The organism is Pedobacter ghigonis, from assembly GCF_903166585.1.
Taxonomy (GTDB): domain Bacteria; phylum Bacteroidota; class Bacteroidia; order Sphingobacteriales; family Sphingobacteriaceae; genus Pedobacter; species Pedobacter ghigonis.
The window spans coordinates 161,172-177,308 of the sequence record NZ_CAESCM010000008.1 but is presented as its reverse complement, the minus strand read 5'-3'; the positions used below and the strand labels follow the sequence as shown (position 1 = coordinate 177,308).

Genomic DNA, 16,137 nt, shown 5'->3' with positions numbered 1-16,137 from the left:
CCTTTCGGCTATTCAAAAATCAAAATATTCGGCTTAAATTCGGAACATGAGTTACAAGCCTACCTATAAAGCAGCAAACACGATTGCCGCTACTATTGAGCAACATTTTATTAAACTACACAAAAATGCAATTGCACAAGGTGAGGTAGATTTGGCTACTCAACCCAGCAGTAAAATTATTGAAGCGATTATTGACGTGGCTTTCTGGAGCAGTTTGCGTAAGGAAGAAGGGCACTCGCCGCGCATTTCTATTGCTTTTTTACCTCCAGGACAAGCTTCTAAACCCCTGCATTTCGCTAAAAAACTGGCATTAAATGCCAATACCTTAACTAAAATAGCACCAGGTATCGAACGTTCGGGAATTCACCTGGGCGTTTGGGAAGAAGATGGCGAACTGTATATCTGGGGAACTACACTCAATATCCCGAATTTTTGCTTTGTGGTTGATGTTTCTGAACCGGGTTTGATCGTAATTAAACACCGCAGAATATACGGCATTGGCAAGTTTACAAATGTGGCTGTTTTAAAAGGAGAGCAGATCAGGATTGTAGACGATACCAGCTGCACGAACCGTGATTGCCCGCCAATTTTAAAAGCTTTACTCGATTTAACGGTTCTGGCCAGCTGGAACGATCCGATTAATATCCTGATCCAGTTTGCGGTTTCGATGCGTGCCCATGGGCGTGGCGGAGCTTTGCTAATTGTGCCTAAAGGCGATACAAAATGGGAAGAATCGATTATTCACCCCATTCAATACCTGGTTGAGCCACCTTTTTGTGGTTTATCCAACCTGGCCAAACAAAGTGGTAACCAGAGTGAGATTTTCTCGCAGGGTGCTGTTCGCCGGGAGGTTGAGCACCTTGCCGGTTTAACTGCTGTTGATGGCGCAACTATTATCAATGAAGAGTTTGGTCTGATTGCCTTTGGGGCTAAAATTGGTCGTGCAAAAGGGAAACCTACTGTAGACCAGATTGCTTTTTCTGAACCGATTTTAGGAGGTGAAGATAAAATTCTGTATCCCGGCCAGTTAGGTGGAACTAGGCACTTCTCCGTAGCTCAGTTTGTAAACGACCAGCCCGATGCCATTGGCCTGGTAGCTTCACAAGATGGTCATTTTACCATTTTTAGCCATAGCAAAAAACAAAATATGGTAATGGCACACCGCATAGAAACGTTACTTTTGTAGTCGCAAAAGCATAGTGCCGGGAGTATAGCGATTGTATAGGGTGGAGAGGTATGATACTGTTGGTTTGATCCTGATGCCATTTTTCCGTTAAATTCCAAAAAAAGATAATACTTGCTTGTGCAAAAGACAGGCTCATTTGCGCTGCCAAACAATTAACCGATTAACCAGTTAAACCATAACCCTTTCATGATTACCGATAAAAGTCAACTCATTGCCCAGGCTTATGCACATCCGCCCACTAAGGAGCAAATGCTCTTTTGCGAACGGATGTCGAAGTTTTTGCAGGATAAAGACGATGAGCGGTGTTTTGTTTTAAAAGGCTACGCAGGTACGGGTAAAACCACTTCTGTAGCAGCTTTGGTAAAGGTTTTAGCTAAATTTAATCTCAAAAGCGAGCTACTGGCACCAACGGGTAGGGCGGCGAAGGTGATGAGCCAGTATGCCAACCGCAAAGCACTGACCATACACAAAAGAATTTACCGCAAACGCTCGGCTACTTCGCCCGAAATGCAGTTTCAGCTGGCACCAAACCTGGCTGATAATACTGTTTTTATTATCGATGAAGCTTCGATGATTGCGGATGAATTTAACGAAACTGGTTCTTCGATATTGAGGGATTTGCTGGAGTTTGTGTATAATGATAAGAACTGTTTTTTGCTGTTTGTTGGCGATACAGCCCAGTTACCTCCGGTAGGAAGTTTAGATAGTCCGGCTTTAAACGAGCAATACCTGAAAGATCATTTCTATCTCTCGGTTACCTCGGTAGAGTTGAAGGAAGTGGTGCGGCAAGGGAAAAAATCGGGCATTCTAGCCAATGCGACGATGTTGCGCAACCAGATTGCCAAAAATCCTGAAAACCCTTTGCCTAAATTCCTCACCAAAAATTATCAGGACATTTACAATATGCCGGGCGCGCGCCTGGTAGAAGGGCTGGAATATGCCTACCGCAAGTTCGGTATCGAAAATACACTGGTGGTTTGCCGTTCTAACAAAACGGCCAATGTGTATAACCAGCAAATCAGGGCGCGCCTGCTTTACCGCGAAGAAGAACTTACAGGCGGCGACCAGATTATGGTTGTTCGGAATAATTATTTCTGGCTGCCCGATAATGATGAAACTGCTTTTATTGCCAATGGCGATATGGCTAAAGTAATCCGTGTGCGGGGAGAAGAAGAACGCTATGGTTTCCGTTTTGCCGATGCTACGCTGGAGTTTATGGATTTTCCGGCAGCAGGACAAATTAGCTGTAAGGTGATGCTCGATACCTTGAATTTAGAATCGGCCAATTTGCCTTATGAGCAGAATAAAAAGCTTTTTGATGGCCTCAATGAAGATTATGAACACATTGCCAATAAAAGGCAGCGCATGTTGGCCATAAAGGCCGATCCTTTTTATAATGCCTTGCAAATTAAATTTGCTTACGCGGTAACCTGTCATAAAGCACAGGGTGGGCAGTGGGATGCTGTTTTTGCCGATCAGGGTTATTTAACTGAAGACATGATAGACCTCGATTTTTTACGCTGGTTATACACCGCTGTAACCCGTGCAAAAAAAGAGTTATATTTAGTCAATTTTGCGCCACAGCTTTTTGCGAAGACGGCACAGGAAGATTACTATTAATATGATTACTCAAATTGAAAATAACCACTAAGACGCAAAGTCACAAAGGTTTGCGATTTTAATATGTTTATCATCAATAACCTATTAAATGCTGATAATAAGATAAGTTTTGAAAACCTAATTTTTGTGTCTTCGTGACTTTGTGGTCCAAATTATACTAACTAAATATGAAATTTGCTTTTAGTCTTAAAAATAAAGTGAAAATTGCCTTTTTACTTTTCTGCATCATGTGCTGTACGTTGCTGATCCGTTTTCTGGAAGATAAAAGCGTGAAGAAAATCAACGAATCTTTTATTTCGATGTACAATGACAGGCTGGTGCCTGCAACCGATCTGTATTTCGTTGCTGAAAATTTGTACCATAAAAATGCTGTGCTGCAGGATGCGTTTATAACCGACAATGCCGTGCCTGCTGCGGTAAGTGTCGGTAAAATTAACCATCATAACCGCAAAATTGATTCGGCAATTCATAAATATGGACTAACCCTGTTGGTAAAACAGGAAAAAAGCTTTCTCAACGATTTGAAAAATGCACTTTTCGTTCAAAAGGAGCTCGAAAATAAAGCGCTTAGCCTGAGCCGTACAGAAGGCCTTAAGGTTTACGAATCGGTAGGGAGGAATGCTGCTAACCAAACTTTCGATAAGCTTTCGGCCTTAATAAAAATCCAGTCAAAGGTTGGAGATGAACTGATTAAGGATTCGAAAATTTTTGTGTCAGGAACAAAGGTTTATTCTACCCTGCAGGTTATTTTGGCTATCGTAATTGGTATTATGATTGTGGCCATTATTTCGGCATCAAATGCGGTTAAAATCCAGAACGAGAAGTTTAATTTAAACTGATTGCCTCAGTTTTAGCCACTGATAGGATTACCTCAGTTTTAGCCACGGATTCACGGAAGGCACAGAATAATATGTGTAAATCTGAGTCTCCGTGGCTATTTTAAACGACTACTCCGCCTCGTCGTCGGTTAACAGCCTGATCGAGTCATCAGAAAGCATAATTAAACGCTCTTTATATAAAGAACCAATGGTTTTCTTAAAAGCACTTTTGCTGATCTGGAAACGGTGATAAATCTCTTCAGGAGAGCTTTTGTCGCCCAGTTCGATTATGCCGCCACTTTTCTTAAGCGCAGCTAAAATCACTTCTTTCGAATCTAAAATGTGTCCGTAGCCACTTGGCTGTAAGGTTAGGTCGATTTTACCTTCCACACGGATTTTTTTGATCCATCCCTTGCGCATATCGCCAATCTGGATATTATCAAAAACCTCATTGTGGTACAATAAACCAATGTAAGTATTGTTAATAATGGCATTGAAACCCAGATCGGTTTCTTCGGTAATCAATAAACTTACCTCATCGCCTTCTTCGAAATCAAAATTTTCTTCCTCTACAAAATCGTATAGTTTTGATGATGCGAGTAAGCGGTCGTTATTTTCATCGAGATATAAATAAACTACATATTTATAGCCTTTTTGCATTGGCCTCTTTTGCTCGCGCTCTGGCACATAAACATCTTTATCGATGCCTAAATCCATAAAAACACCATCCTCATCTGATACCACCTTTAAAAAAGCGAAATCGCCAACTTCGGCGTAGGCTTTTTGTGTGGTACCCGTTAAACGGCCATCTTTTTGTACAAACACGAAAACCGAGATATTATCGCCAATTTCGAGCCCTTTGGGTACATGTACATAGGGCAGGATAACCAGTTTATCGCCGTCGGTTAAATTTAAACCAGCTTCGGTTTTACTTAATACTCTTAGTTCGTTGTATTTTCCTATTTCAATCATTTTTTGTGGGTTTAACCATTTTCTTCAATGGCTTTTGCGCTACAAAGGTAACAATCTTTAAAGGCTACGGTCGATTTAAATTTTTTATATATTTTAGCAGCTTATCTAAATATGATCCATACATGAATAAGCAGATCCCTACATTTTTTTTAAGCGACGAGTATTTTATTGACGAAAAGGTAAACTTTTTAAAGTTTGCGAACGAGTACAAGGTTTACAACGATCAGGGTGCCCAAATTGGCATAATTAAACAACGCATCAGTGGCTGGCAAAAGGCATTAACCTTTTTGATTGATAAACGGATGATGCCCTTTAAACTGGAAATTACCGATGTAAACGACCAGTTGCAGGCTACGATAAGCAGAGGGTGGACCTTCTGGATGTCGAAAATTACAGTTACCGACCCGGTGGGTGTAGAAGTAGGCATTATTAAGCAAAAATTTAAGTTTTTTAAACCTACGTTCACCATTTCTAACCCGGTTTCGGGTGATGAGATTGCTAAAATAACCGGCGATTGGAAAGCATGGAATTTCAGCATTACCAACAATGCAGGTGCAGAACTGGGTAAAATAAACAAAAAATGGGCTGGTGCTTTAAAAGAAGTATTTACCACAGCCGATAAATACAATGTTTCTATCGACCCAAGTTACGCAGAAAGCGATCAAAAAGTGGCCATTGTTGCTACCGCCATTACCATTGATATGGTTTTGAAGGAAAGCAAGTAGGGGGGATTGAAGGATTGAGTGAGAGAGGGATTGAATGCGGATTTCAAAGAGATTCAATCATTCAATCCTTCTCTCATTTTGAACATATACTTCTTCGACCCTTAAGTCACTTTGAGCATTCAATTCTTCATAATTTTCTTACAAACGAAATCAAATAATTGGGTTAAATTTGAACACCACAATTTAGGTACTTCATTGAATGGAAAAACCCAAAGCAGCCAAAAAGCCCAGTATTTTCAGTTTGTTAGGAAATTACAGGGGCTTAATTTTAATGCTGATCCTGTTTGCCCTGTTAAGTAACGGCATAAACCTGCTCTTACCTAAAATCATTGCACACGGAATCGACTCTTACACCAATAAAACATTTCACTTACAATCGATCCTGATTCAATTTGCCGGTGCCATTGTACTGGTTTTTATCTTTACTTATTTACAGAGTATTGTACAAACCTATGCCTCAGAACGGGTAGCCCGCGATTTAAGGACAAAGCTTTCTGATCAGATTTCGAGGCAGAGCCATGCTTATATCATTCAGGCTAACCCCTCAAAATTATTAACCAACCTAACTGCCGATGCCGATTCGATTAAAATGTTCGTTTCGCAGGCCATTGTTTCCATCTGTTCATCTATTTTTTTAATCGTTGGTGCCAGTATTCTGCTTTTAATTATCAACTGGAAACTGGCATTGTGCGTTATTGCCATTGTACCGATTATAGGCGGGGCATTTTTCTTTGTGCTGAGCAAAGTTCGGGTACTTTTTAAAAAGAGCAGGGAAGTAATCGACTGGTTAAACAAGGTAATTAGCGAGAGCATTTTAGGTGCTGCTTTAATCCGCGTAATTAACTCGCAACAGCTCGAATACAATAAATTTTTAGATGCAAATGCCAAAGCCAGGGATTTAGGACTTTCCATACTGCGCCTTTTTGCCGGATTAATTCCGATTATCATATTTGTTTCCAACTTATCGGGTTTATGTATTCTGGTTCTGGGCGGACATTTTGTAATCACCGGATCGATGAGCCTGGGCGAGTTTGCTGCCTTTAGCAGCTACCTGTCGCTCATTATTTTCCCTATTCTGGTTATTGGCTTTATGAGCAATGTTATTGCCCAGGCCACAGCATCATACCAGCGCATTGAGAGTGTATTAAATGCTGCAGAAGTTAACCATCCGGGTACACTTACTACCCCACTAGCGGGAGCGGTAGAAGGCAAAAATATTAGCTTAAACTTTGGACAGAAACCCATCTTAAAAGCTGTTTCTTTCTCTGCTAAAGCAGGCTCCAAAACGGCAATTATTGGCCCAACAGCGGCAGGGAAAACGCAGTTGCTATATATTTTAACCGGTTTAATTGAACCTGGAAGTGGCGAAGTGCTTTTTGACGACCATGAAATTAAAAACTACAACCAGGAAGAATTTCACAAGCAGGTAGGCTTTGTTTTTCAGGATAGTATTATGTTTAACATGAGCATCCGCGAAAATATTGCCTTTAGCGATACCGTTACCGACGAATTTTTGGCCAAAGCCATTGCCACTGCCGAACTTAAGGATTTTATAGCAACTTTGCCCGATCAGTTGAACACGATTATTTCTGAAAGAGGCAGCAGCCTCTCTGGCGGGCAAAAGCAGCGCATTATGCTAGCCAGGGCATTGGCTCTTAACCCTAAGGTATTGTTGCTCGATGATTTTACTGCCCGAGTTGATGCCAATACCGAAAAGCGGATTTTAGCAAATATCCAGCAAAATTATCCCGGTTTAACCCTCATATCCGTTACCCAAAAAATAGCTTCTGTTGAACATTATGATAAAGTCATCTTGCTGATGCAGGGCGAAATTATCGCAGAAGGAACCCATCAGGAACTACTGAAAAGCAGCCCTGAGTACGTTCAGATTTACAATTCACAACAGAGCACCAGTAATTATGAACTACAATCTTAATCAGCTTAGCGAAAAGTGCGAGAAGCAGTCGACCTTTAAGTCGCTTAATAGCCTGCTTAAACTGATCTCGGCAGAGCGTAGAAACCTTTGGCTGGCGCTTGTTATTATTTTAATTAACTCGGGTTTATTGCTGCTTGGGCCATTGCTGGTAGGCCACACGGTCGATACTTATATCCGCACCAAACAGTTTCATGGTGTACTTGTTTTTGGCGGCATTTTGCTGGCCATGTACATGGTTGCAATGGTTACAGGCTATACGCAAACCAAATTGATGGGCGGTGTGGGGCAGCGGATGTTGTACACCTTGCGCAATGCTATTTTTAACAAGCTGCAGGAGTTTCCGGTTTCATTTTTTAACGAAAATAAGGCAGGCGATCTCATTTCGAGGGTGAATAACGATACCGATAAGGTAAACCAGTTTTTTTCGCAGTCGCTGATGCAGTTTATCAGCAGTATTGCAACGATGATTGGAGCAGGCATTTTTCTGCTTTCCATCAATATCGAATTGGGAGCAGCAACACTTGCACCAGCAGTAGGAATCGTTGTTTTTACCATCGCGCTATCGCCCTGGGTAAAAAGGCGCAATGCCAAAAATTTAAAAAGTGTAGGCGGTATGAGTGCCGAAATTCAGGAAAGCCTGAACAATTTTAAGGTAATTATTGCCTTTAACCGGCGCGATTATTTCAGGAAACGTTTTGATGAGGCCAATAAAGAAAACTATAAAACCGCCATTGGAGCAGGTTTAGCCAATAATATTTTCGTGCCGGTTTACGGCTTGTTATCGAGCACGGCACAGCTGATTACCCTGTTATTTGGTATTTATTTAATTTCGACCGGAAGCTTTACGTTGGGTTTATTGGTGAGTTACATTGCCTATACCACCAATTTTTATAATCCTTTAAGACAACTTGCAGCCCTGTGGACGAGTTTTCAGGTGGCAATGGCCAGCTGGGACCGTATTTCGCAGATTTTAATGCTCGAAAGTGATTTAAAACAGATCGAAGATAAAGGAACTGTTACCAGCGATGCTTTACTGGAATTTAGAAACGTTCATTTCTCTTACGATGAATCGAAAGAGATTTTGCATAACATTAACCTCAAATTTGAGAAAGGTAAAACTTATGCACTAATCGGTCCAACCGGGGGCGGTAAAACCACTACGGCTTCGTTAATTTCGCGTTTATACGATGCCACCAAAGGCACTGTGCTGTTAAATGGCAAAGATATCCGTTCATTTTCGGCGGCAGAGCGAACACAAAAGATCGGTTTTATTTTACAGGAGCCATTCTTATTTACCGGAACGGTGAAAGAGAATATCCTTTACGGCAATAGTCAGTACCAGCAGGTAAGCGATGAGGCGCTCGAAAAAATAATTGAAGAAGCCAACTTAAATGCGCTCCTGGCCATTTTTGACGAGGGATTGAATACGCCAATTAACTCCTTATCGGATAGTATAAGTTTAGGCCAAAAGCAATTGATTGCCTTTATGCGTGCGGTGCTGCGTAATCCGGAGTTGCTGATCCTAGATGAGGCCACAGCCAATATCGATACGATTACAGAACAGCTTTTGGGCGATATTTTAAATAAATTATCGAAAGAAACTACGCTGGTTATTATTGCGCACCGCTTAAATACCATCGAAAATGCCGACGAAATTTATTTTGTTAATGAAGGGGAGGTGCAAAAAGCCGGTACGCTTAATGATGCACTGGATATGTTACTCAAAGGAAAGCGTGTAAGTTAATATTTTTATAGACCTTACAGATTTTAAAAACCTGCAAGGTCTGGTAACCCGACTAGCGGAGGTAGCGATGCACTAAATATGTTCCTCAAAGGAAAGTTGGTAAATTAATATTTTTATAGACCTTACAGGTTCTAAAAAACTGTAAGGTCTGGTAACCAAATCATCATCAATGAAAAAATATTTTTTCGCTCTGGCATTTTCTGCCTTTAGTATAGCAGCAGTTGCGCAAAATGCAAAGCAGAACATTTTTGTTCAGGATAGTCTAAAACTGGTTTCTTCGCAGTTTAAATTTACCGAAGGTGCTTCGGTGGATAAGCAGGGCAACGTTTTTTTTACCGATCAGCCGAATGATAAAATCTGGAAATACGGAACGGATGGCAAACTCAGTGTGTACATGGACAAATCGGGTAGGGCCAACGGAACTTATTTTGATAAAAAGGGTAACCTGATTGTTTGCGCCGATGAACACAACGAAATCTGGACGATAGATAAAAATAAAAAGGTTACGGTGCTTTTCAGCGATTTTGAAGGCAAGAAAGTAAATGGTCCGAATGATATCTGGCTGGATGCCAAAGGTGGTATTTACTTTACCGATCCTTATTACCAGCGCGATTACTGGACGAGGAAATCGCCTGAAATCGAGCCTCAAAGGGTTTATTATCTGCCAAAAGGGAAAAGAACAGCTATAGTTGTTGCCGATAATGTATTAAAACCGAATGGAATTGTGGGTACACCAGATGGAAAGTTTTTGTACGTGGCCGATATGAAAGCCAATAAAACTTACCGTTACAATATTGAGCCCGATGCCTCATTAACCGCTCAAACCTTAATTTTAAACCAACATTCTGACGGCATGACGCTCGATACTGAAGGCAATATTTATGTAACCGGTAAGGGCGTAAATATTTACAAACCAAGTGGCGAACAAATTGGCCACATTGATATACCTGAAGAGTGGTGCGGTAACATTTGTTTTGGTGGGAAGCAAAAGAACATGCTTTTTATAACGGCTTCAAAATCGATTTATACCATTAAAGTAAATGCAAGAGGAGTAGAGTGATTTTTTATTTTCAGTAAATTTTGAAAGTTTAATATTTTGTTATATTTTTGAATAAACAAAATATTAAATATGAAAGCGCTCCATAATCAAAAACTATTAGGTTTTTTAGTTCCCAATTTTTTAATTATCAGCATTATTGGGATAAACAGATTTGTACTCCAGGCAGGAAGTGGTGGAGTTTTAGTTTTTTCTGAATTTATTATTCTCCCTATTTTGATGGGGATATTGGCTTCGTGGTTTTGGAGAGACTTAAAGCTGAGCAGTAAAAAACTAATCTGGTATTCGATATTGAACGGCTTTTTTGCCATTGTACTCAGTTTTTTATTTCTTGGTGAAGGAACCATCTGTCTAATCATTGTATCGCCACTTATTTTTGCCTTTGTAGTTACAGGAGCGTTTATAGGGAAAGTGATGTTTAAAAAGAACAGACAGACCTTAAACATGAGCTTTGTTTCGCTACTTCTTGCTGTTTTTATTGTCGATTCGATATCAGATCACCATTATGAGAATATGGTTTCGGACGAGATCGTAATTAAGGCAAGTCCGGAAAAGATCTGGAAAAATGTAGTGGCTTTTGATAAAATTAATAAACCCAATAACTACTGGCTTTTTAAGGCGGGTATGCCCAGTCCCATGCAAACCACGGTTACCGGCTACAAGAATGGTGCAGGCCGAAAATGTATTTTTAGCAACGGATATACTTTCGACGAAAAAATTGTAACCTACGAAGAGAGTAAAAATTTGACCTTCGATATTATTAACCAACCGAAAGACCCTGAAATAATGGGGCATATTGATATCGATCGCGGTCAGTTTCTATTGCAGGATAATGGCGATGGCACTACTACACTTGTTGGAAACAGCTGGTACAAGTTGCAGGTTTTCCCTACCTGGTACTACGATTTATGGGCAGAAAGCATTACCCGTAATGTTCATTTGAGGGTAATGGAACATATTAAAAACCTCAGCGAAAATTAATGTTCCGTTTCATTGTTCACCGGCTTAATTTTCTTAAATCGGTGCCGATGTTCGCATTGGTATATGATAGTTGCTTAAAAATGTGGCTGTTGCTAACTGCGCCAGAAAAGTTAAGCTGGTTTGATGAACTCGAAAATGAAGTACTGAGCTGGGAAGGAACAAGTATCAGTTTACATAAATTCGGAGGAACACAGTTTAACTATCAGCAAAGGGAGATTGGCCATTTACACAGTAATGGTATACTCGATATCTTGTTTAGCAGGAAAATAAAACAAGAGTTATTAGCGCTTGGAAGGGTAGAAGAACATCACATTTTTAAAAAATCGGGCTGGGTTAGTTTTTACATACTAACAGAAAACGATCTTGGAAATGCTAAATTTTTATTGAAAAGGGCATACAACAGCATGGTTTAACAGCTGTTCAATATAGGTAAAATATTGGTGTCATTTTTTTTCTGTTCAGTTTATTCAGAAGCCAAAAATATTAAACGCATTAATTAGTTTTGGGTTCCTACTTATAGGGATAGACGACTATGAAAAAGCCCTCTCAGGATTGAAGGGCTTTTTTACTTTTTACAGTCAGCTACGATTTTAAATTCTGCATATAACCTGTTGGTGTAACCCCAAACTCTTTTTTAAATGCCTTTGTAAAGTACGATTGTGTTTGTATGCCTATCCGGTACATCACTTCGGTCATCAGTACATCTTCTGTTTTCATAATTTCGATGGCTTTTCTAAGTCTTGCCGATCTTACAAACTCTCCGATGGATTGCCCTGTAATGGATTTAATTTTTTGATAAAGTTTGGTTCTGCTCATGCCAATTTCCTTACACAAATAATCTATGTCCATTTCCGGATTAATCATTTCAGCATCTATAATGGCCAGTAATTTGGTTAAAAAGACCTTATCCTTTTCTGAATGGGCCAGTGTTTTGGGTTCGGTATCTCTATTTTTTAAATAATGATCTTTCAGTTTTTGCCGCTGCTCAAAAATATTCTTAATGGTTAACTGAAGCAGATTAATATTGATGGGTTTGGTAAAATACAGGTCTGCACCTGATGCTGCTCCTTCAATTTCGGCCTCTACACTATTTTTTGCAGTAAGCATTAAGAAAGGGATATGGCTGGATTCAATATCATCCTTAATTAACCGGCAAAATTCGGTTCCGTTCATTCCGGGCATCATCACATCACTAATGATTAAATCGGGCAATTCTTTCCGGGCCTGTTCCAGTCCAGTATGGCCATCAATAGCTTCGCTAATCTGATAAAACGGACTTAAAGTATCTCTTAAAAATATTCTCAGTTCGTCGTTATCATCTACAATCAGAATGCGGGTTTCGGTACCAGCTGCCGGGCTGACAGTGTTTTGTACAGGCATTTCCGTTTCCGAACGGTAGCTGATACTTTCTAAACGGGTGCCACCAGCTTCGGTGTGCTGACTAAACTGTTCTGCAACACTGTAATCTTCCTGCTTGTATGGAATGCCGATTATAATCTCTGTTCCCTCATGGCGCTCGCTCGATACCTGTATTAATCCTTTATGCAAAAGTGTTAAACTCTTTACAAAGGCAAGTCCGACACCCGAACCCAAATGTGTTTCGGTAATGCGGTAATAACGCTCAAACAAATGCTGAATTGAGCTTTTCGAAATGCCAATACCGCTATCTATTACGCGCATGTAGATATACGCACTGGCCTCGTAATCACTTTTTACAACGAGCTGGTTTTCAAAAGTTGGTTTTAAAGCTGCCGAATCGGTAAAAACCTGAAGTTTTAGTGTGCCGCCGGATTTGGTGTATTTAAGCGAATTGTTGACCAGGTTGAGGATAATTTTTTCGATTACCTGCCTGTCGAACCAGATATTGGCAGGCAGGCTTTCCTTTTCTACCGTAAAACGGATTGCTTTTTCGGCTGCCATTTCAGCAAATTCTTCCGCCAGTTCATCGATAAACAAACTCAGGTTACCGTTTATTACGTTTAGTTTCAAAGCTCCTGAAGCTGTTTTTCTAAAATCCATCAACTCGTTTATCAACCTTAACAGGCGGTTGGCGTTGCGGTGTATGGTTTGGTAATAGTTCTGGAAGCTTTCCTGCGTATCTTCTTTCAGTAAACGCTCTATCGGCCCGAGTATTAACGAAAGTGGTGTGCGGAATTCATGCGAAATATTGGTAAAGAACTGGAGTTGGGTTTGATGCATTTCTTCCCTTTTTTCTTCTTCTATTTTCCTGATCTCGAGCCTTCGTTTAAAACTTAATGCAGCATAAGTAAGATACAGGGCAGTGGCTATGGCCAGAAACCTAAACCACCAGGTAGCCCAAAAAGGAGGAGAGATTACGATTTTTACCGCTGTACCGGTATTGTTCCATACATTGTCGTTATTGGATGCCCGTACGTTAAAAGTATAGGTGCCCGGATCGAGGTTAGTATAAAATGCCTGTTTTGCATTGCCTACATTGATCCAGTTTTCGTCTTCACCTTCCAGTTTATAGGCGTAATTATTATTCTCGTTAGCTACATAATTTAATCCTGCAAAGCGGAAAGATAGGGTAGCCTGATCGTAGTCGAGATGGATTTCTTTGGTATAGCTAATTTCGTTTTCGAGTACCGACCCTGGTGCATTGGGTAAAATCTGCTGGTTAAAAATCCGGAATTCGGTGAGGTAAACAGGCGGAATGAATTTATTGGTTTTAATATCGTCAGGGAAAAATGAATTAAAGCCATTGGTGCCTCCAAAAAACATTTCGCCGCTTTTGGTTTTTAAATAAGCATTGGCTTCAAATTCGAGGCCCTGTAAGCCATCGCCGGTATTGTATTTTTTATAACTGTGGTTTTGCGGGTTAAACTGGGTAAGCCCTTTTGCGGTTGAAATCCAGAAATTGCCCTTCGCATCTTCGGTTATTCCTTTAATAAACTCAGTAGAAAGGCCTGCTTTAGTGGTATATAGTTCGAATTTATTCTGGCTGCGGTTAAAGCGGTATAACCCAGTTTGTCCGATCCACAAATTTCCTTTGCTATCGATAAAGATTACGCGTAAATCGGGCCTTTTACCACTGCCCATAAAATAATGCGTAAATACCTGAGTGTTTAAGTTGTAACAGTTTAATCCGCCATCATCGGTACCAATCCAGAGGTTTTTGTAATGGTCTTCATTAATCGAAACCACATTGTTTCCGATAAGCTGCGTACCATTGCGGCCTTTTTCTATTCGCTTAAATTGTTTGGTTTGCAGGTCGAAAAGGTTAAGTCCGCCATAATAGGTGCCAATCCAGATGTTTTTATTGCTGTCTTCAAACGATTTCTGAACATAATCTGACGAGATAGAGGCGGGATTGGCTGGGTTATGGTTAAACCGTGTAAATGTGCCGTCGCTATTCATCAGGTTCAGTCCACCTGCCCAGGTGCCAATTAATATGGTACCATTCTGGCTTTCGGTGATATCGAGAACAGCATCGGCCCCAATAGTGCTGGCATTAAACGGATTATAACGATAATGAGAAAAAGTTTTGTTTGTTTTATTGTAAATGTCGAGCCCGCCGCCATCGGTACCAATGTAAATATTGCCGGCCCTGTTTTCGTGAAAAGCTTTTACGTCATTGTAGCTTAAACTGTTTTTATTGTGTTCCTGGCGTACCAGTTTAAACTTGTCTGCCTGCGGACTATACAGGTTCACACCTCCGCGGTGGGTACCGATCCACAAATTTTCCTGCCGATCGATAAAGAGTGCAGAAACTGTACGTTGCGATAGGCTAAAGGCGTTGCCAGGTTCGTTTTGGTAGTGTGTAAAAGTTCCTGTTTTCGGATCCAGGTGATCTAAACCACCGTTGATGCCGCCAATCCAGACGTTGTTTTGCCTGTCGAAAGCAATTGCCCTCACCAGGTCGCTCCCCAAACTGTTTTTGCTGGTTTCCTGGTGCTGGTAGGTTTTTATTGAATTATTTTGAGGGTTGTAATGGATCAAGCCGCTTTCTTCGGTTGCCAGCCAAAAAGAACCATCAGCTGCTTTTTTTATCGCCCTGAATACTTTGTTGGCTAAGCCGTTTATTGGGTTGGATATGCCTGATTTAAGGTTTAGAACATGGATGCCTGCATCGGTTGCCATCCAGATATTACCATTGTTGTCGTTGTAGAGGTCGTTAATGTAATCTTTACGACTGGCTTTAGCGGTCGATTTAAATGGATATCTGCTAAAACTGTTTCCTGCTACATTGAGCAAGTTAAGGCCGCTGCCATAAGTACTTACCAAAATCCCTTTACTGGTTTCTTTAACCGAAGTAATGAAGTTGTTGGTTAAAACATTTTTTTCGTTGGTGCGGTAAGTGGTAAAATTATTTTGTTCGGCATTAAACCTGTTTAAGCCATCGGAGGTTCCTACCCAGAGGGTATGGTTTTTATCTTCGAATATACACCTGATGAAGTTATCACTAAGGCTGTTGTCGCTACTGCTGTGTTTATAGGAGGTAATCTGGCTGCCATCATATTTACTTAGGCCATCGCGGGTACCAAACCAGATAAAACCCCGGTGATCCTGAAAAATGCATTCGATGGTACTATTCGAGAGGCCATCTTCTACACTTACATGTTTAAATTTTAAATTCTGGGCCTGCACGTTTCCCAGCGATAAGATGAAAGTAATGAAGAAAAGGGTTCTAATTAGCGCAGTCATGGGGTGTTTGGTCAGAGGGTTTCTGAAGCGGTAAATATAATTTATTTTTTACGAACCTATAGATAATCCATCTTTCCCAGCTTGCCTGGGAATCTTAATGCTTTGGCTAGGCTGATATGATGCATTACGATTCCCGTTTTCACTGGAATGACGGATCGGGGGTGGGTGATTTGCTATGGAAAATCTGCTGTAGAGAATCCGCTATTGATAATCCTTTAAAGCGAATCCGTCTTTCCCAGCTTGTCTGGGAATCCTAATGCTGTGGCTCGGCTGATATGTTGCATTACGATTCCCGTTTTCACGGGAATGACGATCTGGGTTGGGTGATCTGCTATAGGAAATCTGTTGTAGAGAATCCGCTATAGTCAATCCGTTAAAGCGAATCCGTCTTTCCCAGCTTGTCTGGGAATCCTAATGCTTTAGCTATGCAGGT

Annotated in this window: 11 protein-coding genes; 9 read left to right on the top strand and 2 right to left on the bottom strand. The window is 40.7% G+C overall.

Translation table 11 applies throughout. The features are described from left to right. Positions 1-46: 46 nt before the first annotated feature. The 3 genes from HWV58_RS13295 to HWV58_RS13285 all read left to right on the top strand — a co-directional run bounded on the left by HWV58_RS13295 (position 47) and on the right by HWV58_RS13285 (position 3,645). Positions 47-1,186 (top strand): putative sensor domain DACNV-containing protein, encoded by a 1,140-nt coding sequence (locus HWV58_RS13295; protein ID WP_175634569.1) that lies wholly within the window; start codon positions 47-49, stop codon positions 1,184-1,186. A 186-nt stretch (positions 1,187-1,372) separates the two neighbouring features. Continuing rightward, the gene (locus tag HWV58_RS13290) at positions 1,373-2,806 is read left to right on the top strand and encodes an ATP-dependent DNA helicase (protein WP_175634568.1); all 1,434 of its coding nucleotides are present in this window, start codon (positions 1,373-1,375) and stop codon (positions 2,804-2,806) included. Between the two features lie 167 nt (positions 2,807-2,973). Next, complete coding sequence (locus tag HWV58_RS13285; protein WP_175634567.1) at positions 2,974-3,645, top strand: MCP four helix bundle domain-containing protein; 672 nt, start codon at positions 2,974-2,976, stop codon at positions 3,643-3,645. A 108-nt stretch (positions 3,646-3,753) separates the two neighbouring features. On the opposite strand, the gene HWV58_RS13280 is transcribed toward HWV58_RS13285, so the two are convergent. Next, a complete protein-coding gene (locus HWV58_RS13280) occupies positions 3,754-4,596 on the bottom strand; it encodes a CvfB family protein (protein ID WP_175634566.1) in 843 nt (280 codons plus the stop codon). 122 nt (positions 4,597-4,718) lie between these two features. On the opposite strand from HWV58_RS13280, the gene HWV58_RS13275 reads away from it, so the two are divergent. From HWV58_RS13275 to HWV58_RS13250, 6 genes are all read left to right on the top strand, one after another. Continuing rightward, positions 4,719-5,321 (top strand): LURP-one-related/scramblase family protein, encoded by a 603-nt coding sequence (locus tag HWV58_RS13275; RefSeq protein ID WP_175634565.1) that lies wholly within the window; start codon positions 4,719-4,721, stop codon positions 5,319-5,321. A gap of 199 nt (positions 5,322-5,520) precedes the next feature. Beyond that, positions 5,521-7,257 (top strand): ABC transporter ATP-binding protein, encoded by a 1,737-nt coding sequence (locus tag HWV58_RS13270; protein ID WP_175634564.1) that lies wholly within the window; start codon positions 5,521-5,523, stop codon positions 7,255-7,257. Beyond that, the gene (locus HWV58_RS13265) at positions 7,241-9,001 is read left to right on the top strand and encodes an ABC transporter ATP-binding protein (protein WP_175634563.1); all 1,761 of its coding nucleotides are present in this window, start codon (positions 7,241-7,243) and stop codon (positions 8,999-9,001) included. The genes HWV58_RS13270 and HWV58_RS13265 overlap by 17 nt, the downstream gene beginning before the upstream one ends. A 169-nt stretch (positions 9,002-9,170) precedes the next feature. Continuing rightward, positions 9,171-10,061 carry an SMP-30/gluconolactonase/LRE family protein gene (locus HWV58_RS13260; RefSeq protein WP_175634562.1) on the top strand — a complete coding sequence of 297 codons (891 nt, stop codon included), beginning with the start codon at positions 9,171-9,173 and terminating at the stop codon, positions 10,059-10,061. 69 nt (positions 10,062-10,130) lie between these two features. Then, entirely contained in the window at positions 10,131-11,039 is a 909-nt protein-coding gene (locus HWV58_RS13255; protein WP_175634561.1) for an SRPBCC family protein, read from the top strand. A 47-nt stretch (positions 11,040-11,086) separates the two neighbouring features. After that, the gene (locus tag HWV58_RS13250) at positions 11,087-11,452 is read left to right on the top strand and encodes a luciferase domain-containing protein (protein WP_235972728.1); all 366 of its coding nucleotides are present in this window, start codon (positions 11,087-11,089) and stop codon (positions 11,450-11,452) included. Positions 11,453-11,621: 169 nt separating this feature from the next. Here HWV58_RS13250 and HWV58_RS13245 read toward each other — a convergent pair whose 3' ends face one another. Further along, positions 11,622-15,704, bottom strand: coding sequence for a hybrid sensor histidine kinase/response regulator transcription factor (locus tag HWV58_RS13245; protein WP_175634559.1), 4,083 nt, complete (start codon positions 15,702-15,704; stop codon positions 11,622-11,624). Positions 15,705-16,137: the final 433 nt, after the last annotated feature.